Annotated in this window: 22 protein-coding genes; 9 read left to right on the forward strand and 13 right to left on the reverse strand. The window is 50.5% G+C overall.

Annotation, left to right across the window (positions count from 1 at the left end; translation table 11 throughout):
* The first annotated feature begins 369 nt into the window (after positions 1–369).
* On the forward strand, positions 370–1164 hold the full coding sequence (locus ACTS3T_RS03395; RefSeq protein ID WP_377966721.1) for a hypothetical protein: 795 nt from the start codon (positions 370–372) through the stop codon (positions 1162–1164).
* Positions 1165–2175, forward strand: coding sequence for a hypothetical protein (locus ACTS3T_RS03400; RefSeq protein WP_377966719.1), 1011 nt, complete (start codon positions 1165–1167; stop codon positions 2173–2175). It begins immediately after the preceding gene.
* A 408-nt stretch (positions 2176–2583) separates the two neighbouring features.
* Here ACTS3T_RS03400 and psaB read toward each other — a convergent pair whose 3' ends face one another.
* Entirely contained in the window at positions 2584–4812 is a 2229-nt protein-coding gene (gene psaB / locus ACTS3T_RS03405; protein WP_377966717.1) for a photosystem I core protein PsaB, read from the reverse strand.
* A gap of 25 nt (positions 4813–4837) precedes the next feature.
* Entirely contained in the window at positions 4838–7093 is a 2256-nt protein-coding gene (psaA, locus tag ACTS3T_RS03410; RefSeq protein WP_377966715.1) for a photosystem I core protein PsaA, read from the reverse strand.
* A 507-nt stretch (positions 7094–7600) separates the two neighbouring features.
* Here psaA and ACTS3T_RS03415 point away from each other — a divergent pair.
* Positions 7601–9391 carry a hypothetical protein gene (locus tag ACTS3T_RS03415; RefSeq protein WP_377966713.1) on the forward strand — a complete coding sequence of 597 codons (1791 nt, stop codon included), beginning with the start codon at positions 7601–7603 and terminating at the stop codon, positions 9389–9391.
* On the opposite strand, the gene ACTS3T_RS03420 is transcribed toward ACTS3T_RS03415, so the two are convergent.
* From ACTS3T_RS03420 to ACTS3T_RS03455, 8 genes are all read right to left on the reverse strand, one after another.
* Positions 9388–10767: an MFS transporter gene (locus tag ACTS3T_RS03420; RefSeq protein WP_377966727.1), complete on the reverse strand. Its 1380-nt coding sequence runs from the start codon at positions 10765–10767 to the stop codon at positions 9388–9390. The genes ACTS3T_RS03415 and ACTS3T_RS03420 overlap by 4 nt on opposite strands.
* A gap of 195 nt (positions 10768–10962) precedes the next feature.
* On the reverse strand, positions 10963–11961 hold the full coding sequence (locus tag ACTS3T_RS03425; protein ID WP_377966711.1) for an NAD(P)H-dependent glycerol-3-phosphate dehydrogenase: 999 nt from the start codon (positions 11959–11961) through the stop codon (positions 10963–10965).
* 269 nt (positions 11962–12230) lie between these two features.
* Entirely contained in the window at positions 12231–13928 is a 1698-nt protein-coding gene (glpD, locus tag ACTS3T_RS03430; protein ID WP_377966709.1) for a glycerol-3-phosphate dehydrogenase, read from the reverse strand.
* 278 nt (positions 13929–14206) lie between these two features.
* Entirely contained in the window at positions 14207–15709 is a 1503-nt protein-coding gene (ggpS, locus tag ACTS3T_RS03435; RefSeq protein WP_377966707.1) for a glucosylglycerol-phosphate synthase, read from the reverse strand.
* A gap of 396 nt (positions 15710–16105) precedes the next feature.
* Entirely contained in the window at positions 16106–16687 is a 582-nt protein-coding gene (locus ACTS3T_RS03440) for a CPBP family intramembrane glutamic endopeptidase (protein WP_377966705.1), read from the reverse strand.
* Between the two features lie 127 nt (positions 16688–16814).
* Positions 16815–17912 carry a DUF3326 domain-containing protein gene (locus ACTS3T_RS03445; protein WP_377966725.1) on the reverse strand — a complete coding sequence of 366 codons (1098 nt, stop codon included), beginning with the start codon at positions 17910–17912 and terminating at the stop codon, positions 16815–16817.
* Between the two features lie 161 nt (positions 17913–18073).
* The gene (locus ACTS3T_RS03450) at positions 18074–18244 is read right to left on the reverse strand and encodes a hypothetical protein (protein ID WP_377966703.1); all 171 of its coding nucleotides are present in this window, start codon (positions 18242–18244) and stop codon (positions 18074–18076) included.
* 17 nt (positions 18245–18261) lie between these two features.
* Positions 18262–18582, reverse strand: a complete 321-nt coding sequence (locus tag ACTS3T_RS03455) for a 2Fe-2S iron-sulfur cluster-binding protein (RefSeq protein WP_377966701.1) — start codon at positions 18580–18582, stop codon at positions 18262–18264.
* 48 nt (positions 18583–18630) lie between these two features.
* On the opposite strand from ACTS3T_RS03455, the gene ACTS3T_RS03460 reads away from it, so the two are divergent.
* Entirely contained in the window at positions 18631–18807 is a 177-nt protein-coding gene (locus ACTS3T_RS03460; RefSeq protein WP_377966699.1) for a hypothetical protein, read from the forward strand.
* Positions 18808–18811: 4 nt separating this feature from the next.
* On the opposite strand, the gene ACTS3T_RS03465 is transcribed toward ACTS3T_RS03460, so the two are convergent.
* Positions 18812–18991 carry a hypothetical protein gene (locus ACTS3T_RS03465; protein WP_377966697.1) on the reverse strand — a complete coding sequence of 60 codons (180 nt, stop codon included), beginning with the start codon at positions 18989–18991 and terminating at the stop codon, positions 18812–18814.
* Positions 18992–19200: 209 nt separating this feature from the next.
* On the opposite strand from ACTS3T_RS03465, the gene ACTS3T_RS03470 reads away from it, so the two are divergent.
* From ACTS3T_RS03470 to ACTS3T_RS03480, 3 genes are all read left to right on the forward strand, one after another.
* Positions 19201–19764: an LptA/OstA family protein gene (locus tag ACTS3T_RS03470; RefSeq protein ID WP_377966695.1), complete on the forward strand. Its 564-nt coding sequence runs from the start codon at positions 19201–19203 to the stop codon at positions 19762–19764.
* A gap of 110 nt (positions 19765–19874) precedes the next feature.
* Positions 19875–20666 carry an LPS export ABC transporter ATP-binding protein gene (lptB, locus tag ACTS3T_RS03475; RefSeq protein ID WP_377966693.1) on the forward strand — a complete coding sequence of 264 codons (792 nt, stop codon included), beginning with the start codon at positions 19875–19877 and terminating at the stop codon, positions 20664–20666.
* A 120-nt stretch (positions 20667–20786) separates the two neighbouring features.
* Positions 20787–21893, forward strand: a complete 1107-nt coding sequence (locus ACTS3T_RS03480) for an LptF/LptG family permease (RefSeq protein WP_377966723.1) — start codon at positions 20787–20789, stop codon at positions 21891–21893.
* 9 nt (positions 21894–21902) lie between these two features.
* On the opposite strand, the gene ACTS3T_RS03485 is transcribed toward ACTS3T_RS03480, so the two are convergent.
* Positions 21903–22424 (reverse strand): hypothetical protein, encoded by a 522-nt coding sequence (locus tag ACTS3T_RS03485; protein WP_377966691.1) that lies wholly within the window; start codon positions 22422–22424, stop codon positions 21903–21905.
* Positions 22425–22645: 221 nt separating this feature from the next.
* Here ACTS3T_RS03485 and dxs point away from each other — a divergent pair, with 221 nt between their 5' ends.
* On the forward strand, positions 22646–24553 hold the full coding sequence (gene dxs, locus ACTS3T_RS03490; RefSeq protein WP_377966690.1) for a 1-deoxy-D-xylulose-5-phosphate synthase: 1908 nt from the start codon (positions 22646–22648) through the stop codon (positions 24551–24553).
* Positions 24554–24670: 117 nt separating this feature from the next.
* Positions 24671–25732 carry an S-methyl-5-thioribose-1-phosphate isomerase gene (mtnA, locus tag ACTS3T_RS03495; RefSeq protein ID WP_377966688.1) on the forward strand — a complete coding sequence of 354 codons (1062 nt, stop codon included), beginning with the start codon at positions 24671–24673 and terminating at the stop codon, positions 25730–25732.
* Here mtnA and ACTS3T_RS03500 read toward each other — a convergent pair.
* A complete protein-coding gene (locus tag ACTS3T_RS03500) occupies positions 25729–26013 on the reverse strand; it encodes a DUF427 domain-containing protein (protein WP_377966686.1) in 285 nt (94 codons plus the stop codon). The genes mtnA and ACTS3T_RS03500 overlap by 4 nt on opposite strands.
* Positions 26014–26196: the final 183 nt, after the last annotated feature.

Below are 26196 nucleotides of genomic sequence, written 5' to 3' on the forward strand. Positions count from 1 at the left end.
AGCGCAGTTCTGCATTAGATGAAACGCTACCTTATTTAAGCGATCGCGTCAACTATAGGGCGATCGCTTTTTAACTTGTGCCATATTTGAATGAGAAAGCTTTTGGTTTTTGTTAATAGAGCGATCGCTGGTATTAGTTTGCTGTGCTAAGGGCAATCTACAATTTCACAAACTTTATTTACACAACCTTCATATTTCGATTAAGGGGAAGTGCTGATCAAGTTTTGAAGATTGGGGATAATAAGGAAAGCTATATATCCCTGCATAAGGCTAAACTAATATTCTTTTTGACTCGATACTACTATTTAGGGTTGCAGTATATATCAAGTCTTTCTCTACAAAATCATTTATTAAAACAGTCTTCTAAGTATGAGTCTATTTGAAACTATAGACAGTTTGGAAATATACCAGCTTCGTCTTACAGCAGATAATCTCGACATATCTAAAAAGGTCAAAATAAAAACCATCTTAAAGAGAAAAATAAACGAAAATCTTACCAATTTTTATAGGTCTCAAAGCGATTCTCCCTCTGTTGTTGAGTCTTTTCAAGTCTTATCTCTTTGGAAAGATCATATACACGAAATCATTAATAAAAAGAAAGTTAAAGATTCAAATAAACGCAGAAAGCAAGAGGTTTTAGAAGGACTTGAAAAGCTGAATTGCAAAAAGGATTTGAATGATCCTGACAACATGGAGAGTATTACGCGTGACATTCTCATGTTGTTATGGAAAGAGTCAAGTGAGAAAGAGAAGAAAAAATTTAGGGATATTGTTAGAGAGGAGTTAGAAAAGTATTCAATTGAACTAACGAATTCAGAAATTGATAAGATTACCCGCGATTTCCTTTTAGGAAGTATGAGCAGTGCAACTCCTTTCGCTATCCCTATAGTTTCAGCTATTATGCTCCAACAACTGACTCAAGGATTTATAGCTTGGGTCATAGTTTCATTGCTTGGACAAAAAGCTTTACAAGCAGCAGTTCTTAGTAGTCTTTCAGGACCTATAGCTTGGGGGTTGTCCATAGGAGCTTTTAGTCTCGGAATAGGAATGTCAGCTATTCGTTATAAAAGTGAACGAAATAAGCTGCGGTTTGTTCAAGCTATCTTACTAATTTATGCTTTCAGCTATCAAAATCGATTTAATTGTAGAAGAGAGGGCAATTAAATGAGCTATCAATTTATTGTAGGCTTGCCTAAGCACTTAGAAGCGGCTTACAAAGCTGGCGAAATAATTATAACGGGAGGAGTTGCCAGATATGCTGATAGTATGGCGATCGCAGCTCATTTAGAACAGGCTGCTCCATTTGCAGCAGGTGCTTTTAACACTAACCCATACCTTGCAATGGCTAGCACAGCACTGCAAACGGCTAGAGTCGCAAAGGGTATGGTGGTAGATACTGCCAAGCTGAATCAAATTATTGCCTTGACACAACAGATTCAAACCCTTTCGAGTATAAATCTTGCGATATCAGGTGCTACGCTTGGTGTGGCTGTAGTTGGCATTGCTATAGTTCTGCATCAACTGAATAAACTTAATCAAAAGCTTGATAGGCTAAGTGCTCAACTTCAATCATTAGATATGAAAATTTCAGAGGTACATAAAAATGAATTAAGCAAGCTGATAGAAAAAGTAAAAATACATATTAAGCATTGCATAAGCTTTATCAACCAAATTGAAGACTTGGGCTGGAGTCATCATTTAGATACGGAAATTGTTAAACAGCTTGATAGTGCTGAAACATTAATGGAAAGAGTATTGGCTAAATATCTCGATAGAGATGGCATCAATATTTCACTAGATCTTGTTCAGTGTCTCTATAGTTCTTATGCTAATTTACTCAAGGTTTATTTGACCAATCGCTATTTATCTCAAAAGAGCCTAGATTATTTAGGTTTAAGACTTAAAACTTTAGAAAATTTCTCTAGTCAACTATCTTCGCCAGAGATGATTGACGAACTGTATGAATCTCTACTACTAAATCAAGAAAGAAGATTTTCTGAAGGTGAACTTGACGTTATCTTAGAGCTTTATAGATATGGCTGCAAAAATAAAAGCCAAGATGTAAATGTTCATTATGAGATTCTTACCAAAACCCCTCTCAAAGAATTTCAGAACTGGCAACGATTGCTAGCTGAAAGTAAAAAACCACTCATCTGGATTGAGCATGCAACCTAAATGAAACAGCAATCTTGCCAGATGTCTGGTGTCTTTTTAAGTATGCTAAGCCTGCGGAAGATAAGCACGTAACCACTACATTTTGTACAATAATGCGATCGCTGATCTTTAAGTGTGCTTTGTTGAGCAAACGCACCTTTATTACCGCCCTAGCCACGCCGATAAAAACTTAGACAGCGCGATCGCTTACAGATTGGCAAAGACTCTTTTTTCTGTCTACTTTCCCAATCCAGACATGAACCTACCTCAGGTTTTTAACTGTCTATGTATCTAAAAACTGCTGAAAGTAAAAAGCAGCCTTCTGTCCTTTGCCTTCAACCTTTAGCTGTATCACCACCCCAAAGCCTTAACAAAACAAACCCCCCCAGGCGAACCTGAGGGGGCTTGCTGATTTAATTAACTGCCACGCTAGCCAAATCGACTAGATGTAGAAGCAATTAAGAAGGCCGCGTAAGTTAGGATATACCCCACCGTAAAGTGAGCCAGACCGACTAAACGACCTTGAACAATGGACATTGCCACAGGCTTGTCCTTCCAGCGAATCAGGTTGGCGAGTGGCGTACGCTCATGTGCCCAAACTAGGGTTTCGATGAGTTCTTGCCAGTAACCTCGCCAAGAGATCAAGAACATGAAGCCCGTTGCCCAAACCAGGTGCCCAAAGAGGAACATCCAAGCCCAAACTGCCAGGTTATTCATGCCATAGGGGTTGTACCCATTGATCAGCTGAGAAGAATTCAGCCAGAGGTAGTCACGCAGCCAGCCCATGAGGTAATTCGAGTTCTCATTAAACTGAGCTACGTTACCCGACCAAATGCTGAGATGCTTCCAGTGCCAGTAGAAGGTAACCCAACCAATGGTGTTAAGCATCCAGAACATCGCCAGGTAGAAAGCGTCCCAAGCAGAGATATCGCAAGTACCGCCACGACCGGGGCCATCACAAGGGAAGCTGTAGCCGAAGTCTTTCTTATCCGGCATTAGCTTAGAACCGCGAGCATCCAACGCACCTTTGACCAAGATCAAAGTGGTGGTGTGCAAGCCAAGCGCGATCGCGTGGTGTACCAGGAAGTCGCCAGGGCCAATGGTCAAGAATAGAGAGTTGCTACCGCTATTGATAGCATCTAGCCAACCACCCAGCCACACGTTGCCGTGATTTGGGTAGGCCGTAAAAGCGACACTGTCAGGATTCGACAGTAAGGTATCAAACCCGTATAACGCCTTACCATGAGCAGCCTGAATCCACTGCGCAAACACAGGCTCAACCAGGATTTGCTTCTCAGGTGTACCAAAAGCCATCATCACGTCGTTATGGACGTAGATACCTAGCGTATGGAAACCGAGGAACAAAGAAACCCAGCTCAGGTGAGAGATAATCGCTTCTTTGTGCTGCAGTACCCGATCCAACACGTTGTTTTCGTTGGCCTTAGGATCGTAGTCACGGATGAGGAAAATCGCCCCGTGAGCAAACGCCCCAACCATGATGAAGCCAGCGATGTACTGGTGGTGGGTATACAGCGCCGCCTGCGTGGTGTAAGACTTCGCCATGAAGGCATAGGGAGGCAGCGCGTACATGTGCTGCGCCACCAGAGAAGTGATCACACCCAGCGAAGCCAAAGCTAGCGCCAGTTGGAAATGGAGAGAGTTGTTGAGCGTGTCATACAAACCCTCATGACCTTTACCTAGCGCCCCGCCGAAAGGAGTCCCTTCGGGCGGACGGTGCGTTTTAAGAATCTCCTTGATGCTGTGACCAATACCGAAGTTCGTCCGGTACATGTGGCCAGCAATGATGAAGATCACCGCGATCGCCAGGTGATGGTGAGCCATATCCGTCAGCCAGAGAGACTCAGTCTGAGGATGAAACCCACCCAAGAAGGTCAGAATTGCCGTACCCGCACCCTCAGAAGTCCCGAAGACATGACCCGCCGTATCAGGGTTTTGAGCATAAACGCCCCAATTGCCTGTAAAGAAAGGAGCCAAACCCGCCGGGTGAGGAGGGGTAGACAAAAAGTTGTCCCAACCAACGTGCTGTCCCCGAGACTCAGGAATCGCTACGTGAACCAGGTGCCCCGTCCAAGCCAAAGAGCTAACGCCAAACAAACCAGCCAGGTGGTGGTTGAGGCGAGACTCGGCATTCTTGAACCAAGACAAACTGGGGCGGAACTTGGGCTGAAGGTGCAGCCAACCCGCAAACAGGAAGACCGCAGACAGAATCAGGAGGAACACCGCACCGGTATACAGGTCGTTATTGGTGCGCATACCGATGGTGTACCACCAGTGATAGACCCCGGAGAATGCAATATTCACAGGGCCAGAAGCGCCAGCTTGAGTGAACGCATCCACTGCAGGCTGACCAAAGTGAGGATCCCAGATCGCATGGGCGATGGGCTTCACATTGAGCGGATCAGTGACCCACTGCTGAAAATTTCCTTGCCAAGCGACGTGGAAAAGATTACCAGAGGTCCACAAGAAGATGATTGCCAGATGGCCAAAGTGAGAAGCAAAAATCTTTTGATAAAGATTCTCCTCGGTCATGCCATCGTGACTTTCAAAGTCGTGGGCAGTGGCAATCCCATACCAGATTCGACGTGTTGTCGGATCCTGAGCCAAGTCCTGGCTAAACTTTGGGAATTTAGTTGCCATATGTCTTTTCGAATCCTCCGCGCTCTTATCCTACTGCAATAATTCGAGCCAGGAAGAATGCCCACGTAGTGGCAATCCCTCCCAGGAGGTAGTGCGCTACTCCAACCGCCCGACCTTGAGTAATGCTCAGAGCGCGAGGCTGAATGGCGGGAGCAACCTTGAGCTTGCTATGAGCCCAAACAATTGACTCAATTAGCTCTTGCCAGTAACCACGACCGCTGAATAGGAACATGAGGCTGAAGGCCCAAACAAAGTGAGCGCCCAGGAACATCAAGCCATACGCAGACAGCGCTGAACCGTAAGAACCAATCACCTGAGAGGCCTGCGCCCACAGGAAGTCGCGCAACCAACCATTAATCGTGATTGCACTCGTTGCAAAGTTACCTGCCGTGATGTGAGAAACCGAACCGTTGGCGGAAACGCTTCCCCAAACATCAGACTGCATCTTCCAACTGAAGTGGAAAATCACAATTGACAGGGAGTTGTACATCCAGAACAGACCGAGGAAAACATGATCCCAACCAGATACCTGGCAGGTACCACCCCGCCCTGGGCCGTCGCAGGGGAAACGGAAACCCAAATCACCCTTATCAGGAATTAGGCGAGAGCTGCGAGCAAACAGCACACCTTTGAGCAAAATCAGCACGGTCACATGAATGGTGAACGCGTGAATATGGTGCACCATGAAGTCTGCCGTTCCCAGCGTGATCGGCATCATGGCAACCTTGCCACCAACGGCTACAATATCGCCCCCAAACACTGGGCTAACGCCAGCAAGTGCGTTGGGTGCGGTAGAACCTGCAGCCGCCGCGTGGATGTTTTGTACCCACTGAGCAAAAACAGGCTGTAGCTGAATTGCGGAATCAGAGAACATGTCCTGAGGACGTCCCAACGCTCGCATGGTGTCGTTGTGAATGTACAGACCAAAGCTATGGAAGCCGAGGAAAATACAAACCCAGTTGAGGTGGGAGATGATGGCATCACGGTGACGAATCACCCGATCCAACAGGTTGTTAACGTTTTTGGATGGCTCATAATCGCGCACCATAAAGATGGCTGCGTGAGCACCCGCACCAACGATTAGGAAACCCCCAATCCACATATGGTGCGTAAACAGCGAAAGCTGAGTCGGATAGTCCGTCGCCAGGTACGGATAGGGCGGCATGGCATACATGTGGTGGGCCACAATGATGGTCAGTGAACCCAGCAGTGCCAGGTTAACCGCCAGTTGAGCATGCCAGGAAGTCGTTAGGATCTCATAAAGACCTTTGTGACCTTCACCTGTGAAAGGCCCCCGGTGGGCTGCGTGCATCTCTTTGATGCTGTGACCAATGCCCCAGTTTGTGCGGTACATGTGGCCAGCCACAATAAACAGCACTGCCAGCGCCAGGTGATGGTGGGCGGTATCAGACAACCACAGACCACCTGTGACGGGGTTTAAGCCGCCTTTGAAGGTCAAGAAATCAGAATAAACTGACCAGTTCAAGGTGAAGAAAGGTTTCAAACCTTGGGCAAAGCTGGGATACAGCTCAGCCATCAGGCTTCTATCCAAAATGAACTCGTGAGGTAGCGGAATATCTTGAGGGGCTACCCCAGAATCCAAAAGCTTATTAATGGGCAGAGAAACATGAATTTGGTGACCTGCCCAGCTAAGGCAGCCAAGACCTAGCAAACCTGCCAGGTGGTGGTTCAGCATAGATTCAGCGTTTTGGAACCACTCCAGCTTGGGTGCCCGCTTGTGGTAGTGGAACCAACCCGCGAACAACATCAGCCCTGCCATTACCAGACCGCCGATAGCGGTACAGAAAAGCTGGAACTCATTAGTGATGCCAGAAGCGCGCCAAAGCTGAAATAAGCCAGACGTAATTTGAATGCCTTGGAAACCACCGCCTACATCAGCATTCAGGATTTCTTGACCGACGATTGGCCAAACAACCTGAGCGCTGGGCTTGATACTAAGGGGATCTGCTAACCAAGCTTCATAGTTAGAAAAACGAGCGCCATGAAAATACATACCGCTCAGCCAGATAAACACGATGGCCAGGTGACCAAAGTGAGCACTGAAAATTTTGCGGGAGATATCTTCTAGGTCGCTGGTATGACTATCAAAATCGTGAGCGTCGGCATGGAGATTCCAAATCCAGGTAGTGGTTTTGGGACCTCGGGCTAAAGTCCGGTCAAAGTGTCCAGGCTTGGCCCACTTCTCAAAGGAAGTAGGAACTGGATCTTTGTCAACTAGGATCTTCGCCTTTGCCTCCCGCTCGCGCGGGGTAGTTGTCATGGAGACTCTCCTCTCTCTAGACAAGAACGAGATGATCTCAATCCGAGTTTTATCAGTCGTATCTTCAGAGCTTTCCGTCAGGAGAACTGTTTGAAGACATGACCCATCGGGAATGAGTGCTCTTGAGCATTATAGTCGCGTGATCTGACCTTTTTTTAAGCAGGTTAACAATAATTCAATCTGCGAAAATCCTGAGTACATGAGGCTTGTGAGGTCAGAGAAAGCACGAAATTGATGTCTAACATGCTTTCTATTAACAAATCTCAATAACTTTCTTTGCGTAGCACAAAGAGTCACAAAGTCTCGTAAGGTTGCGGCTATTTTGACTCATTAATACTTATTGCTTGCTTAAGCTGCACTTATCAAGTATCAATTTGCGGTCAATCCGTGAGAGGGTTGCTATGAGAGTCTTTAGCCGAATCGTGCTCAAGCGGTAACTGGCAATCCGCTATAGTGCCGTATGGAGACTATTTAGGCTTTGTGGGTCACAAAAGAAAGGTAAAGAGGATGAGTTGGCGACAGCAGGGATGGCGATATTTATTCAGTTTTTTACTAATACTTGGCGTCAGTCTAGGGGGGGTGGGCTGTAGCGATCGCCCGCCTGAGCCACAGCAACTACTCAGTGAGCCGACCGAGCAGCCTAATCGCCTGACGGGAGGGATTTCGGAGGTTTCGCCGCCGCAGACGGTGCAAGCCTTGGGGCAGTTGCTAGAAATTTACCAACCTCAGGTCAAAATTGTTTCACCTCGCCGCGATCAGGTTTTTCAAGATCAGTCGGTGACGGTGCGTTTGCAGGTGCGAGATTTGCCTTTATTTAAAGATGCAGATTTGGGTTTGGGGCCACATTTGAATTTGTTTGTCGATGACCAACCTTATCAGGCGGTTTACGACACCCGTGAGCCAGTGCTTTTGTCGAACCTGGCACCTGGAAGCCATACTTTGCGCGTTTTTGCTGCTCGTCCCTGGCATGAAAGCTTTAAAAATGAAGGCGCTTTTGACCAGGTGACTTTTCATATTTATGCTCAGACGCCGACCTATCGCCCCGATCGCGATCGCCCCTTGCTCACCTACAGCCGTCCGCAAGGTCAATATGGGGCTGAACCCATCATGCTCGACTTCTATTTGACCAATGCGCCGCTGCACCTGATTGCTCAGGCTGATGCAGACGATGACATTGCCGACTGGCGGATTCGCTGCCAGGTCAATGGCCAGAGCTTTATTTTTGACCAGTGGCAACCGATCTATTTAAAAGGATTCAAACCGGGTAAAAATTGGTTGCAGCTAGAGCTAATAGACGAACAGGGGCAGGCGATCGCCAATGCGTTTAACAATACGGTGCGGGTGATTGATTACCAGCCAGGCGGCACTGATACGCTATCCCAACTCGTTCGCGACGAGCTAACGGTGGCGGCAGTTAAAGGCATCGTTGACCCCACCTACGAACCCCCTGCGCCTGCTCCAGCGGAACCAGCCGCTGCTCCTACCCCTAGCGAACCCGAACCTGAACCTGAAGCCTTGCCAGAACCTGCTGAACCCGAAGTTATTCAACCCCAGCCTGAACCTGCTCAGCCTGAGGTTTTAGCGCCAGCAGTAGAGAGTGAGCCAACCGCCCCTGAGAGGGTACCCGATAGTGCGGATAGGGAAGAGGCTGTCTCATCGCCGCCAGTGACGTCCCCGCCGCCGGAGGCTCCAGCCATCTCTGAACCCGAAAACCTTGAAGCGCCTGCTGACTTTCGCTTACAGCCTGTTCCCACCGAGCCGCCTGCCAGCGCTCTTCCCCAGCTATTGCCGGATGACTCAACGGCGGCTGAAGCTGTTCCAGAAACGCTGACTGAGCCGTCGGCACCAACGGAGGTGTCCCTCCCGGCTGAGCCAACGGCAAACGCGCACTCTGATGAGCCTGCTAACACTCCTCCTCAGCCAGCGCCGACCAGTGAACCTATGCCAACGCCACCTGAGGTAGACCCAGCAACCGATACTTTGCCTAAAAGCTCGATTGAGCCAGCGCTGCCCGATCCGGCAGAGATGCCCGTAGAAATCATTGAAGATTTTCCGCCAGCGCCAACTGAGCCAGCGCCAGCGGCAGAAGCGCCCTCTGCAGGTGACTCGCGCCAGTTTTTCAATCGCTTTCGCCGCTTACAGCAGCGTTTAATTGAGGCTAAGCCCGCCTTATCGACCCCCAGCGATCGCCCTAACGAGCCAACCGCTAGCCCCTCTGATTTAGAGCCACCCCTCGATGCTGCCAGTTCGCCCCAGCCGACCGAGCAACCCGTTGGTTTGCCTACCGATACCCCCTAGCGGGGTTCGGCCACCGATTCGCTATCGACAGCGGCAGCCGCGTTTTCTAGCGCTGGTGTTTTTAGGGAGAAGGCAACAGCATCCGAGATGGGTAAAGCTGTAGCGGCGGGTGGCGTTTTAGCCGTTTCTTGCACCCGCTGGGTTAGCAAAGCTGCTATCAGCATAAAAACGCCGCCTAGCACCACGGCCATTAGCCGATTGTCGTGCAAAAACTGGATCATCACCCAGCCCAGTAACAGCGAAGCCACAATTTCGGGCAGCACAATAAAGAAGTTGAAAATACCCATGTAAATGCCGCTCTTTTTGGGTGGCAATGAACCCACTAACATGGCGTACGGCATTGCTAACATACTGGCCCAAGCAATGCCCACTCCCACCATCGGCAGCAATACTAAATATTGATTGTGAATAAAGCCGAGCGAAATCAACCCGATGCCTCCGCACACCAGGCAAAGGGCATGGGTTGTTTTGCGGCTGGTAGCAGCCGCAACTTTAGGCAACATCAGCGAGGCGGCAAAACACACGGCATTGTACATAGCAATGCACAAACCTGCCCATTCAATACCTTCAGCATAGAGAGGAGACGCTTCATCGACTGCGCCTAAAATATTGCGGGCGATCGCTGGCGGAAAGTACAAAAACATACAGTACATGCCCAGCCAGCTAAAACCCTGAACCCAGGCCAGCTGCCGCATAGTTGGCGGCATTTGTTTAAGGGCGGTGCCAATTTCTCGAAAGGTAGAGCCGATACCCAAGCGCCGCTCTTGCTGAGCTTTAAAGGCGCTCATGTCTTTGGGGGGATACTCTGGTGTCGTTAACACCGTCCATAGCACCGTGCCTAAAAAAACGGCGGCACCGATATAAAAAGAAAGCTTAATCGCCGGGGGAATGGCAGGCTGCGTCGCGATCGCGCTGACCCCTAGCCCGTGAGTCAGTAACCAGGGCAAAGCCGACGCCAGCACTGAACCTAACCCCACCAGCAAACTCTGCATGGCAAAGCCTTTGGTGCGCTGCTCAGGGGGGAGTAGATCGCCGACAAAAGCGCGAAATGGCTCCATGCTGACGTTGGCAGAGGTATCCAAAATCCAGAGCAGCCCAGCCGCCATCCACAGGCTAGAAGCATTGGGCATGGCGATGAGCGCCAGGGAACTAAAAATTGCTCCCACTAAAAAATAGGGTCGTCTTCGTCCTAGTGGCCCCCAGGTGTTGTCGCTTAAATTGCCAATAATCGGCTGAATAACCAGCCCAGTGAGCGGTGCCGCCAGCCACAAAATAGGAATTTGATGCGCATCTGCCCCTAAATGTTCAAAGATGGCGCTGGTATTTGCCATCTGCAGTCCCCAGCCGAACTGAATGCCAAAAAAGCCGAAGCTCATATTCCAGAGCTGCCAGAAACTCAAAAATGCCTTTTTCACAACGCTCCTCTAACGACACATCACCCCTTTCATGAGATGGCAGGGCGGCGGATGCAAAGGAGATTGGCAAAGCATAGCTTTTATTAAGAGAACGTCAGATCAACACTGTAGCCATCCTAGCGGTGGTTACACCAGGCGCTAGAATGACCCAGTTGGCTAAAATAGATCGCAGACTTCAGGCTTGAGATCCCGTTCCATCAACGCTTCTACCGCTTCTTGCGGTGTGATCTTGCCGTTGAGCAAACGGTGAACCTGTCGCGAAATGGGCACCGGGATTTCTTCGCGATTGGCAATTTCAATCAGCACATTTGCGGTATTGACCCCTTCAGCTGTGCTACCCAATTCCGCCAAAATTTGCTCTAACTTTTTACCAACCGCTAACCCGTAACCCACTCGATAGTTGCGGCTTAAAACGCTGGTGCAGGTAGCGAGCATATCGCCTAAACCGGACAGACCAAAAAAAGTTTCTGTTTGCCCTCCCAAATGGGTGCCAATACGAATGACTTCTGGCATTGCCCGCGTCATCAATGCTGCTTTGGCATTGGTTCCTAAGTTCAGGCCGTCGCAGACTCCAACGGCGATCGCAATCACGTTTTTAAGCGTGCCGCCTAATTCGGCTCCCAGCGGATCGGGGCTGGTATAAATGCGAAAGCTGTCGGAGGCAAATAGGGTTTGCACCTGAGTCGCTGCCGCTTCATCAGTGCTAGCGACAACAGTGGCGGCTGGTAAGCCTTTTTCAATTTCTTTTGAAAGGTTAGGCCCAGAAAGGACGACGACCGGATGAGTCGGAAAGGTTTCAGTAAAAATCTGAGAAGGTGTTCGGGTGGTGGCCGGGTCTAGCCCTTTGGTGGCGGTAACAATGATGGCCGACTCGGGTACCGCTACTTCGGTATTTAAGCGATTGGCCAGTTCGGCGACGCCTTTCATAGAGATGGCCGATAAAATGACATCCGCCCCTTTGACCGCGTCTGCTAACGATAGCTCACTGCGACGCGACCAGACGCTAACGTTGTGCTGATTACGAGAGGCTAGCGCTGCTAGCGCTGAACCCCAAGCGCCTGCACCCAATACGGTTAAATTCACGGTTTGCGTTTTTAATGCTGCATTGCTTATGACCTTAGCAGACTGGGCGGATTTTATTGGCGCAGATACCATAACCTTGATGATGAGCAAAATGACAGGCTTAACCTAGCTGATCCCGGTGGCGGCTACCTCTATAGATCTATAGAAAAATCTAAAAGAAAATTTAGATGGCGGTAGCCACCAGGGTTGAACCCTCTAAAGGGCTGCAAACTGCTGACAGAAAATCTTTCATTTTGCTTCTGTCTTGCTTCTATAAAACGGCAGAGGCGATCGCGAGGTGAAACCGATAACCACAGAGCGGCTTTGACTAAATCACCTCGCGGTATTCTCAGCCCAGGCTTTTAGGCTGTAGGCTGTAGCTCTCGCGTTAGTTCTGGCGACGCTAACAAATAGTCAGGAATGCAGTTTTCTGCCATAAACTGACGGTATGCTTCGCTCTGGCGATCGCATTTAGCTTCACTCCAGCCGCAGTGCTGTTGCAGCGCTGATAAAACAGCTGGCAGTGCGTCAAAGCCGTAGTTGGCCTGCATAGATAGGGTTGTGCGACGACGGCAAATATCGGCTAGGGTGTGCGCCATTTCAGCCCGCACAGCGTAGACAGCTTGCGCTTTGATATCGGGCAAATAATCAACTACTTTTTCGCCCAAGTCGGCAGCCTCATCTACCAGCGCCAATACTTGCGGTGCCCTAGCGCCATAGATCAAAAACAAATGATGAATGGACTCAGCCGCGACGCGATCGCCGTAAGTTTCTAACGCAGCATCGATTTCAGGCGCATCTGGCATAATGGCACCCGGTAGGCGCTGCTTATCGGTCACACACTCTGGTACAGGCTGTTTCCACTTGCGATAAACCAGGTCTACCATCTCTTCGCCCACCTGGCGATGGGTGGTGAGTTTACCGCCAATTAACGAGATGAGGTTGCTCACGCCTTCTTTGCTGTGGTCAAAGAGAATATGCTTGCGGGTGATGCTACCGGGCTTTTTGCCTTCGGCGTTGGGCAAAGGCCGCACCCCTGAATAGGTAAATTTGATCTCTTTGCGAGTCAGGTGCGCCGTGGGCACTACTCGATTGGTTTCGCTAATTAGGTAATCGATTTCGTCGTCGTTGGCTTTGACCCGGTCTAGGTCGCCTGTGTACCGTAAATCGGTGGTGCCAATTAGATACATGTTTAGCCACGGCACGATAAAGTAAGGCCGACCGTCAGAAGCCGCTTCTACGTATAAAGCGGTATCGGGGGCACCTGGGAACGGATCGACAATGATGTGGCTGCCTTTGGTTCCCCCCATCTTTTTGTCTTGGCCGATGGGGGCTTGGCGATCGCCGCGCCGCCCCAAGCCCAAAACCTGATCTACCCAAGGGCCGGAGGTATTAATCACCACGGCTTGGTCAGTGCCTTTAATGGTAAAGCGATCGCCGCTTAGCTGGTCTTCACACACCAAGCTGGTAATTCGCTCATCTTGGCGCTGAATCTCCACAACCGTAACGTAATTGAGTAGCGTTGCGCCTGCCTCCTCAGCCGACAAAATATTTTCTAAACACAACCGCTCAGCATACTCCGCCTGAGCATCATAGTATTGAGCGGCTCCCTTCAAGTCTTCTGGATTAACCGAGCGAAAAAGCTGCCGCACTTTTTTAGCTGGCAGCATGCGGTGATTCAGCAGGGTTTTGTCGAAGCTGAGGACGTCGTACAACATCATCCCCGCCCAAATTTCCCAATAGCTACGAGAACCGCTGCCATAAATCGGAATCGTCATCTGAATTGGTTTGACCAAGTGCGGTGCTGCATTGAGCAAAACTTCTCGCTCTTTCAGCGACTCTCTTACCAGGTGAAATTCAAAATATTCGAGATACCGCAATCCGCCATGTACTAAGCGCGTAGACCAGCTGGTTGTGCCTCCACCAAAGTCTTCTTTGTCAACAACAATCGTTTTTAGACCTCGCCAAGCGGCATCGCGAGCGACTGCGGCTCCGTTGATACCGCCGCCAATGATGATCAGATCAAAGGCTGTATTTTGGATCGTTTGAAAATCGCGCATAGCGTCTATTTTTGAATACGACTAAGAAGGGTGGCCAGCGGTGCCCCGTTTTACTCTAACCTTCTAATCTGGGTGCTGGCGTCACTCTCTGGCTGGATCTCCAGTCCTTAGGTGGGTTAAGCCGTTTTTGCGGTTTTTGATTGGGCTACTCTCTGCAAGATGGATTGAGCTTGGGCCGTCACCTGCTGCTTCGGGTGCGATCCCCCAAAATTAAGCTGTTCGCGGTAGGGCGGGCATGGCTCACCTTACCGCGTTGACGGATGTTGGCCTGTAGCTGTTTAGACCAGGGCAGGTTCGCGATCGCTTGTCTCAGCAGCTTTGGCTTCCCGGAACATGTGATTAGCCCACTGCTGCACGTCGTAGCGTCTAACCGCCTTATTAAGCTGAGTCATCCGCTGAGCTTGTTCTTCTGCCGACATGGTGAGGGCTTGCTCAATACATTCGTCCATGCTCTTGTCAGAGTAGGGATTGGTTAAAACGGCCTGGGGCAGTTCCACCGCTGAACCCGTGAACTCCGACAGCACCAGCACACCGTCTTTGCCTTCATGGGCTGAAATGTATTCTTTAGCTACCAGGTTTAAGCCGTCGCGCAAAGGGCAAATCCAGGCGACATCGGCAGCTTTGTAAAAAGCCATCAGATCATCAAACGGCACAGGTTCGGTAAAAAGCTTAATCGGCATCCAGTTGAGCTTAGAAAAACGACCGTTGATTTTACCGACGAGCTGTTCAATTTGCGACTGGGCGGTACGATAAACCCGCATACCTGAGGCTGCTTTAACAGCAGTCATAATCAGGTTAACTTTGCCGATTAGCTCTGGCTTGCGCTCTAGCAACCGCTCGTAGCAAAGCAGCATTTCTCGGGTACCTTTGACATAGTCCACCCGTCCGGCAGAGACGATTAGCTTATTGTCGCCAATGTCATCTCGAATTTGCTGAACCCGCTCTTGCACTTCGGGTTTGTTCACCATGCTGAGGATGTAGTCAGGGTTGGTACCGACCGGAAAAGCATCGAGGTTAATAATGCGATCGTTGTACCTGAGTTGAGTGGTCATTTCTGGCTCAGCCAAAGCTGTGCCGACGTGGGTAAAGCAGTCTGGCACAGGGGTACGGGTGACGACTTCGACTTCGCGGCAGCTACGGGCGGCTGAAACAAAGTTTTCAACATATCGAGGAATATGGAAGCCGCAGAGATCACAGCAAAGCAAGCTGTCTACGATGGCTGTCCGCCAGTGCAAGATGTTGAAGACATCAGCGGCCGGGAAAGGCGTGTGATGGAAAAAGGCAATCTTGACATTCGGCATTTTTTGCCGAATGTAGTAAGGCGTCAACCACAGGTTGTAGTCATGAATCCAGATGAGGGCATCGTCAGCAGCGTCTTCACAAGCGGCTTCGGCAAAAAGTTTGTTGATGTGCTGAAAGTTCTCCCAGTCAGAGCTTTCGTAGGTGAAGTGCTCAGGGAAAGAGTGCAAAATGGGCCAGAAGGCTTCTTTTGAAGTGATGTAGTAGAAGTCTTTGACCTGTTCAGGGGTGAGGGGGATGCGACGCACAACGCAGCTCTCACTGCCCCCTTCCATGGTTACCCGCTCTTCAAAGTTAACTTGCTTTTTGCTGACAACTTGCTTCCAGGCAATCCAGGTACTGCTTTCGGCATTGGCGAAGAAGCTTTTTAACGTTGGCACAATGCCGTTTGGACTCTTTTTCTCCCGATAATAGATTTTGCCGTTTTCTTTGACTTCGTCGTAGGGTTCTCGGTGATAGAGAATCACTAAGGAAGATTTCATGGAGTAGCCTCCTGATTATTGGACTTGCAAAATTTGGCGATCGCCCGTTGCTTCCAGGCGAACGGAGGTTGAAAGGCTGTGCTAGCTGTGTTTTCGTTAGAATGAGGGCTGAGTTTGGCCGCTGTTAAGGGGGGGTAGCCCACCCAGGCTGCTATAAACTTCAGGTTGTCTATGACTCAGATAGGCGACAACCGCTTCAATTATGTTTACAAAAGTGTACCTAAAGACATCTAGCAAAAGATAGGTACGCGATCGCTCAATGTTTGATAGTCACCTTAAAATTAGCCGACAATCGCCTACAGTATAGCCAAGCCTGTCCCCTTTACCTAAGCAGGCAGCAGCCATTACTGACATTCCAGCTAGGTCAAACCGCTACCGTCAAGTGCCCCAGCGCCCCTAAACTTGGCGAAATTTCCAAATCAAGCTAGAAACCAAATTAGCCACCACATGAGCCGTGACCGGAACCAGCAGGTTTCCCGTCATCACTGCGCTAAACCCCAGCGAAAGCCCTACCAGCGACGCCCACAACACATAAGGCCATTGCTGCAATCCGCTGAGATGTAGCACGCCAAAACACAAGCTAGAAACGATCACTCCGCCTGTATTCAACCCCAAAGCGGGCAGCATCACACCGCGAAACAGCAGTTCTTCACTCAGTCCTGGCAGCAGCCCTAGCCACAGCAAATCTGGCCAAGTCAGCGGTTTGAGGACAAACTCCAGATAAAAGTCAGCGCTGCGGCGATAAGCTGGCCAGATTTGATAAACCAAAGCGCTGGCTAAGGTAATGCTCAGTCCTAAGCCAGCGCCCCACAGAAGCGCTTGGGGCAACCAGCGAAAGGGCAACAGGGTAACCGTGTCAAAGAGTAACCAAAGGCGGGTGACTAGCAACAGCACTAAAGCCGTCACGCCCATCGCAGCTAAAATTTGAACCCGGCTGAGCGGTTCAGATTGCGGAGGTTGCGGACGTTGATTACTCACAATGATGCGTAGATACTACCAAACTCAATAAACGCGGGGTTTTTAGTCCCGTAGGGATGGAAAAGTCAATATTTGCTCACATTCTAACCAGCCGACCTGGCTTTGCCGAGACTCCCTGAGAAATCTGCTAAATCGGCAATAGCTTGTGCCCGAATCTGCTATGGGTTGATCCCGCGTCTAGGGCTTGGATGGCGGTAATTTGAGGGGAAACGCTATGCGGATCGATGCCAGCGCGATCGGCTAGGATCACTCCGACAGCTTCTAAATAACTACTCACGCTGTAGGCGGATATTCCCAAAGCAGTGGGTGAAACCTGCAAAGCGGTTTGATTTTGCTCAACCGCAATGACCTTCACCCCTCGCTGACTCAGACTCATAACGCCGCTGCCTCCGGCTGCTCCGGCTGGAATAACAACTGCATCTACCTGGTCGGCCCAAATGTCGGTAAGTTGGTTGGCTTGGGTGACAAACTGCGGCGCTTGACTGAGTCCGGCTAAAACACAGGGCAAAAAGGTATAGCCAATTTCTTCGGCTGCCGACTTGGGCGAAATCGTTGGCTCAAGCGGTAAAGGCGCTAGCGCTGGAGCATGGGCGCAGGGAATCTCAAAGGTTTTGACGACTAGATGACTGATCACGGCTTCAGCTCCTGCCAAAGGGTCTACGCCCTGTCCCTGGCGATACTGCTGGAGAGCCGGATTGTCTAGATCGTCGGGGAAGCGAGCAACGACCGCGATCGCTTCTGCTTTAGCTTCGTCCCGCAGCTTTTCCACGGCTCGTAGCAGACTATCGGGTGATGCCAGCGTACCCCAGGTCGCCCCAGATGCGGCTGTGCGCAGTTCAACGTTGAGCGGCTCATCAGTCACAACGTAGTCTGTCAGGGTTAGTCCTAGCGTGGCTTTGGTGGCATTCGCCGCTTGTAGATGTCGCCAGCGCAAGTCTGATTCGATCGCCGCATCTAAAACCAAGCCTATGCGGTTTTGATGTACAGGACGCAGCCCCCAAAGCCCCGCAGCAAAACAATCGAGGCCATAACCTTCGACATAGTAAGCATTCGGCAGCGGCCAGTAAAGCTGAGCGCCATTGAGCACATTGGGGTGGGTAATCAATCGGTCAACGGCTTGGCTAAAAAGCCGAGCCACGGGCAGGGCATCGCCTGCATAACCGCCGATACTGGCTCCGATCCCGGTAGGAACAATCAGAACTGCTGTATAAGGTCTGTGGGTTATTGGCATCCCAGATCTGTTGATAAATTCTTCGCTTGGGGCGGTGGCGGAGTCGTCGGGTGATGACAGCTTGCCTGAATTGGATGGCTGTCGCCACCCGGTTCGAGCCACTCAAATCGCTAAAAGCCGCTGACAGAAAGCGTTTTACTCTTTGGCTTCTGCTCTTAGCCCGGTATCAACACCACCGCCTCAACCCAAACCTGTTGCTGATTCACCTGGGTAATTGCCCAGCGTAGGGGGTCGCCATGAGCGGCTAAAGCGATCGCGATCGCGTGTTGTAACTCTGCGACTGAGGCAGGCAGGGCAACCTCAAACGTCACTAGACGGGTTTGCATAGCGGTGGGGCTTAGTTCTACGTTGGCTGACCAAACTGGCGCTCATAGACATTATCTTCTTGCTCGGTTTCGAGCTTGAGGTCGGCGCGAGGATAGGCGACACAAAGCAGCGCATAGCCTTCTGACTGTAGTTCAGGGCTAATGCCCATGCCCTCACTTTGCTCAACGCTTCCGGCTGAGAGCTTAGCGGCGCAGGTGGTACAAACCCCAGCGCTACAAGAATAGGGGAGATCCAGTCCGGCTGTTTGAGCGGCTACGAGAATGGTCTGGTCTTCAGGAACGGTGATTGTATGGGTTTGCCCCTGATGAAGAATCTCAACGGTGTAGGCTTTAGGCATCGTACGTTTGACGAACAGAAAAACTGCTGAATCCTCATCCTAACTTGGATGCCGGATCGCACTAAACAGAATTTTGGCTCGGCTTTGGCTTTAGACGCTGTCCCTCAAGCGAGGAAAGCCAGAAGAAGCGATCGCCCTAGCCCCAATTACCCCCTAGCAGCAGAGGTTGCTAGCGCCGTTGCGCCACACTGCATGAGCATGGTGTTACCCAAAATTGATGTGTAGTCAATCAGCCCAGGTCGGCTCCGAAGGTGCGGTCAAACTCTTCTAGCAGATCGTCCATTTCTTCTAGCGCTTGATTGACGTCAATCCGCAGCGTTCCCAGGTCGGGTTGCTCTAGTAAACGCACCAGCGCTTCTCGCTTGGAGCGAATTGAATCAATGCGATCGCGAATGATCTGTAAATTCATGAATCAGCCGTTTAAATCGTGTCCTGCCTTAATCAGGATAAGCAACTTTGTAGCGTTCTGGCCTGGATTTTTAGAAATTTGGTTTGGCTGCTCAAAAGCCCGCCACCAGCAGAGAAAATGAAACTTCGAGGCGATCGCTGGCGTCATTTTAGCGGGTATACCTGCAATAATGACGCTTATCCTAGAGATAGCAGTCGTGAGGCTGTCTCTTGCCAAACGCCCCTTTGCCGCTGCTAATTGCGACTCACTTTTTTAACGCTGTTGCCACCATGTTTCGTTTGCGCTGTTTGCCTTTTGCTCAACGCCGTCTGCTGTCTAAAGCCGCCTATTTTTGGGGCAGTGCGCTTGCGTTTTATCTGCTCTCTAGTCAGGCAGGTGCCCAAACCGGGGGAGGCACCATTACGCTACGCTCGGACGTGCAAGAGGCCAACGCCAACACGGGCATTATCACTGCTCGGGGCAATGTTCAAATCGACTATCCGCTTCAGCAAATCTACGCCACCTCAGCCCAGGCGCAATATTACAGCCGCGAAAACCGCATTATTCTCAGCGGTGATGTTTTAGTCCGCCAGGAAGGTAATACGCTACGAGCCGAAACCGTTACCTATTTGATTGATGAAGGCCGCTTTGTCGCTTTACCCGAACCCAACCAGCAGGTAGAAACGACCTATATTTTGCCAGCAGGGGCGACTACGCCCACGCCCACCCCAGCCGAAACGCCGCCAGCAGAACTCGATCTTCCCCCTTTAGACGAGCCTATCCCGGCTGAATAATCTCCGCTTTAAAAACTTGTTTTCTTGATGAAACCTTGCCTGCATGAGGTGGATTATCCTGGTAGCTTGAGCGATTTTGCGTAAACGTTATAAAGTAGTTTGCATCCTTCATGCAGCTTCCCTTGCTTAATTCTGATCTCACAGCAGACCCCAACTTTCCTCAAACCAGCCCCCTCAAAATTGTTTTAGAAAACGTGCAAAAGTCTTATGGCAAGCGCGATGTGGTTAAACACGTTAGCTTGTCGGTTGCACAGGGAGAAATTGTGGGGCTGCTTGGCCCTAATGGGGCAGGTAAAACGACCACGTTTTACATGGCCACGGGGTTAGAAAAGCCGGATCAAGGACGCGTTTTGCTCAACGAGATTGATATTACAACCCTGCCCATGCACCAGCGTGCCCGCTTGGGAATTGGTTATTTGGCGCAAGAGCCTAGCATTTTTCGGCACTTGAGTGTTGAAGACAATTTGCGGCTAGTGATGGAGCAAACGCAGGTGCCCGCCTACGAACGGCCACAACGCATTAAAGATTTATTGCAAGAGTTTCGCCTAGAATCCGTTGCCCATACGCTCGGTGTTCAGGTATCTGGTGGAGAGCGGCGGCGTACCGAACTGGCGCGATCGCTGGCGGCAGGTCAAGATGGCCCTCGCTTTTTGTTTTTAGACGAACCTTTTGCGGGTGTTGATCCAATTGCTGTTTCCGAAATTCAAACGATTATTGCTCAACTGCGCGATCGCCATATTGGCATTCTTATCACGGATCACAACGTGCGCGAAACGCTACAAATTATCGATCGCGCCTACATCATGAGTGAAGGCCAGATTTTAGCAGCAGGCAACGCAGAAGATCTCTACAACAATCCTTTGGTGCGGCAACATTATTTAGGAGAAGGTTTCAAACTTTGACCGCAAGCCTGCTTAGCGTTTTGCTCTATTCTTTTACCTCCAACAGTCATGGCAACTGCTTCAAATAAGCCATCTCTGGGCTTCTATCTGTGGCGCTGGTTAGTCCCTCGCGTTTCAGTGATGGATCGCTATATTGTGCAGGAGTTGATTCTGCCATTCCTGTTTGGGGTGGGTGCTTTTTCTTCCATTGGAATTTCTATTGGGGCACTTTTTGACCTGATTCGCCGGGTAACAGAATCGGGGCTTTCTATCTACCTGGCAATGGAGATTTTTATCCTCAAGCTGCCGGAATTTATCGTCTTTTCGTTTCCGGCTTCAGTATTGCTGGCCACGATGATGACCTACAGCCGCTTTTCTAGCGATAGTGAGCTAATTGCCCTACGCGGATGTGGGGTGAGTGTTCGTCGCATTATTGCCCCCGCAGTTGCCCTCAGCCTTTTTGTAACAGGCATTACCTTTGCCTTCAACGAGCTAATTACGCCTGCGGCTAACTATCGAGCGGCAGTGACCCTAGAGCGAGCCTTAAAGTCAGAACGGCCTCCCTTTCAAGAGCGCAACATTTTTTACCAAGAGTTTCAATCTGCGGCTGACGACAGCAAAGAAAAAGAACTGAAGCGGCTCTTTTACGCCCGCAAGTTTGATGGCGAAAACATGCAGGGGTTAACCATCATTGATTTTTCCCAGCAGGGCCTAGAGCAAATTGTAAGTGCTGAATCGGCCACTTGGGACTTTGGCCAAAATACCTGGGACTTTAAAAACGGCACTATCTACGTCGTCTCTCCAGATGGCTCGTTTCGCAATATTGTCAAATTCAATGATCAGCAGTTGCAGTTGCCCCGCACTCCCTTTGATTTGGCCTCTCGGACGCCTGACGATAGTGAAATGAACATTGTGCAGGCAACTCAATATTTAGAGTTAATCCGTCAAACGGGCAACGATCAGCGCATTCGCCGTTTGCAAATTCGCATTCAACAAAAATATGCGCTGCCTTTTGTTTGCGTTGTTTTTGGGCTGGTGGGTTCTGCCTTGGGAGTGCGACCTCAGCGCACCAGCAAAGCCACCAGCTTTGGCGTTAGCGTGGTGATCATTTTTGGCTATTACCTGCTTTCCTTTATTACAAATGCGCTAGGAGAAGTTCAGGTGCTTTCGCCGATGATGGCCGCTTGGTTGCCAACGCTGGTGGGTTTGGCTTTGGGGATGGCGCTGGTTTTAAGAGCTTCTAAGTAAGGGATGGCTCTAGCGAGGAATAAACGTGGGGCTGATGTCTCTAGGTTCATAGCCAGCTCCGATGCAGCGCTCTAGGGCGTTGTTTAGCTCCAGGCTAGCTGCCTGATTTAAGCCCACCACGCAGTCAGAAAACCGTAGCGGTAGCAGGCTGCGACGGCAGTTTGTCAAAGCCGCTTCAGAGTTAGTGAGCAGCAGATTAGAATGAATATCCACTGTGCAGTTTGCCAGCTCTAGAGGGCGTCTGACCCGACGACAGGCGTAAACCACATCCGCCAGCGTCAGTTCGGTCTGCGCTTTGATGTCAGTCACGCATTCTGCGACATCGTCTGGATTTAGCGCTGTGGCACACGCTTCAGCGGCGACTCCGGTTTCCACCCCAGCGGCTAAAAGTGCTGCGGCACAGTCTCGAAAATCGTTGCTCAAGGCGGGGCGCTGAGCCGCTAGCGGTAGCGAGGCGGCTACTAGACCTGCGATCGCCAACTGTATCACAGGCCACTGGAATTGGGTTGACCACCGACGAAAATGAACCATAACAGAAAATTACGGGTTATATCGGTTGATTAAAAGCGTATCGTGAAGTTAACACAACTCGATTTAGGCTAACAACAGCCTATCAATACGATCGCTAATTTCATTTAAGCGGCCACGCTAATTTGACTCGCTTTGACTAGCGATCGCCTCCACCCTAGAACTTATTTACAGTGAAAGGGTAACTCAAACCTTAATTTACGTGATCTTGAGGGTATTTCAATATGCACCTGAGTGAAATAACTCACCCTAACCAGCTGCATGGCCTGTCCATTCACCAGCTTGAGCAAATTGCCCGTCAAATTCGAGAAAAGCATTTGCAGACAGTGGCGACTAGCGGCGGCCATTTGGGTCCCGGCTTGGGTGTTGTTGAGCTAACCCTAGCTCTCTATCAAACCTTAGATCTCGACCGGGACAAAGTCATTTGGGATGTCGGCCACCAGGCTTATCCGCACAAACTCATCACCGGACGCTACAACCAGTTCCACACCCTCCGCCAGAAAGAAGGGGTTGCGGGCTATCTAAAGCGCTGCGAAAGCAACTTTGATCACTTTGGCGCTGGCCACGCTTCTACTAGTATTTCTGCGGCGCTGGGCATGGCACTAGCGCGGGATGCTAAAGGCGAAGACTTCAAAGTAGCCGCCATTATTGGCGATGGGGCTTTGACGGGAGGCATGGCGCTAGAGGCCATTAATCACGCTGGCCATATGCCCAACACCAATCTGCTGGTGGTACTCAATGACAACGAAATGTCTATTTCGCCCAATGTCGGGGCTATTCCGCGCTATCTCAACAAGATGCGCCTCAGTCCGCCTGTGCAGTTCATCACCGACAATTTAGAAGAACAATTCAAGCATTTGCCCTTTGTGGGAGATTCGCTCTCACCCGAACTCAGCCGCGTCAAAGAAGGGATGAAGCGGCTAGCGGTTCCCAAAGTGGGTGCTGTCTTTGAAGAACTTGGCTTTACCTACATGGGCCCCGTAGATGGCCACAACCTGTCGGAGCTAATTAGCACCTTTAAAGAAGCGCACAAGCATATTGGCCCTGTCTTGGTTCATGTGGCGACGACCAAAGGTAAAGGCTATAGTCTGGCCGAAAAAGATCAGGTGGGCTATCATGCTCAATCCCCCTTTAATTTATCGACGGGCAAAGGCATTCCTCCGACCCAACCCAAGCCCCCTAGCTATTCCAAAGTATTTGCCGAAACTTTGATTAAGCTGGCTGAAGACGATCCTAAAATTATTGGCATTACAGCCGCGATGGCAACGGGCACTGGCTTAAATAAGCTGCAAGAAAAGCTGCCCAAGCAATACATTGACGTTGGTATTGCTGAGCAGCACGCTGTTACCCTGGCTGCGGGGCTGGCCTGTGAAGGAATGCGTCCGGTCGCTGCAATTTACTCCACTTTCCTGCAGCGAGGGTTTGACCAGATTGTGCATGATGTTTGTATTCAAAAACTGCCTGTCTTTTTCTGTTTAGACCGGGCTGGTATCGTCGGTGCTGATGGCCCTACCCACCAAGGGTTATATGACATTGCCTATTTGCGCTGTATTCCCAACATTGTGCTGATGGCTCCTAAAGACGAAGCCGAGCTACAGCGCATGATTGTTACTGGCGTTAAATATACTGACGGCCCTATTGCTGTACGCTATCCGCGTGGCAGTGGCTACGGTGTGCCGCTGATGGACGAAGGGCTAGAATCATTGCCGATTGGCAAAGCCGAGTTGCTGCGCCAGGGAGATGATGTGCTGCTGCTGGGATACGGTTCAATGGTTTATCCGGCAATGCAAACGGCAGAAATCCTCAGCGAACACGGCATTGAAGCGACAGTGGTCAATGCCCGCTTTGTTAAACCGCTAGACCAAGACCTGATTTTACCCCTAGCTCAGCAAATTGGTCGTGTGGTCACGATGGAAGAAGGCTGCTTGATGGGCGGATTTGGTAGTGCCGTGGCTGAGGTGCTGTTAGATGCCCAAGTTAATGTTCCGGTTTTGCGTTTAGGCGTTCCTGATGTGCTGGTTGATCATGCCAAGCCTGATGAGTCTAAAGCGACGCTGGCACTGACCCCGGCTCAAATGGCCGAGAAGATTCGCGCCTCTATGACGATAGAAAAGTCAGTCGTGAGCGTGTAAAAACTGCTGGGGAGCTTGGTGGCTAGGTACCCTCGCCATTGGCTCCCCTGGTGACGGCCTACTATTCACCCTACGTTCCTACCGCTACACTGTTACTGCAGTGGGCTGGCGATCGCGATGTCTGAAATTCCCGAAACACAGGTCTATCCGATTATTTGGCAAGGCGATCATGTTTTGCTGATTGATCAAAATCGATTACCTGCCGACTATACGCTGGTGTCTATTAGTCGCTCTGAAGACATGGTGACAGCGATTAAGACGCTAATTGTACGCGGGGCACCTGCAATTGGCATCGCGGCTGCCTACGGTTTGTACTTAGGGGCGAGAGAAATTCCCACCCGCGATCGCCAAGCTTTTTTAGAGCGGCTAGAAGCGGTAGCCGAGCAGCTTAAAGAAACCCGTCCAGACAAAGCCAACTTGGCCTGGGCGATCGATCGGCTGATGAAAAAAGCCCGCAATACTTTGGGTGCAGTCGAGTATCTCAAGCAAACTTTGCTAGAGTCCGCCCAGGCGCTGCAACAAGCAGATTTACAAACTTGCTATGCCATTGGCCATCATGGTTTGCAAGCGTTACCCTCAACTCCCCAGCAGCTTGCTGTTTATACTCATTGCAATCATGGAGCGTTAGCCGCGTCCGGCTACGGAACGTCTTTGGGCGTTGTCCGGGCAGCGTGGCATCAGGGGCGACTGTCGCGCGTGTATGCGGGAGAAACCCGGCCTCGGCTACAAGGTGCTCGTCTAACGGCTTGGGAATGTGTACAAGACGGCATTCCCGTGACGATTGTGGCCGACTGTATGGCGGCTCATTGTATGCAGCAGGGGCTAGTGCAGGCCGTTTTAGTCGGGGCGGATCGCATTGCCCTCAATGGCGATACGATCAACAAAGTGGGTACCTACGGTCTAGCGCTTTTGGCCAAGGCTCACCAGATTCCTTTTTTTGTGGCTGCGCCCCTGGCAACGGTCGATAGCCAACTGCCAAGCGGTGCCGCTGTGACCGTTGAGGAAAACCCGGCTGCCGATATTTATCAGATTGGCGAAACCGTCATTGCCCCAGAAGGCGCTAGCTTTTACAATCCCGCTGCCGATGTGACCCCGGCTGAATTAATTACAGCCATTGTCACCGAGCAAGGCGCGATCGCCCCGACTGAATTATCAACCTTAATTAGCAATGCTAGCTAAGCTTCTACCTCAACCCCGCGCCAGAAAGCGACGTAGCCCTCAATATTTTTAGCCGCCTCTTTGGGTTCCGGGTAGTACCAGGCTGCATCGGGGTTTACCTTACCTTCAACCTCCACGGTGTAATAGCTAGCAGTTCCCTTCCAGGGACAGGTGGTATGGGTATTGCTGGGCTTAAAATATTGCTGGTTGATCGCCTCTGGTGGGAAATATTGATTCCCTTCGACAACTTCGCAGCGATCGCTTTCAGCTAAGACTGCACCATTCCAAATCGCTTTAGGCATGAAAAGATTCTCCTGTTTTGGCTCTTAGCTCTACTCTACAAAACTCTGACTCTGCTGGAACTCGTCGCAAGGGGTAACCCTGACCAGTTAGGATTCTGTCCTGACGGGTTTAGGGAGGGGTCTGAAACCGAGTAGGCTGGTCGTAGCTGCGGTACTATTGTCCGCATGATGCAACTTTCACCG

It is taken from the genome of Almyronema sp. (assembly GCF_052168255.1).
GTDB classification, from domain to species: Bacteria; Cyanobacteriota; Cyanobacteriia; order Phormidesmidales; family Phormidesmidaceae; genus Sphaerothrix; species Sphaerothrix epifaneia.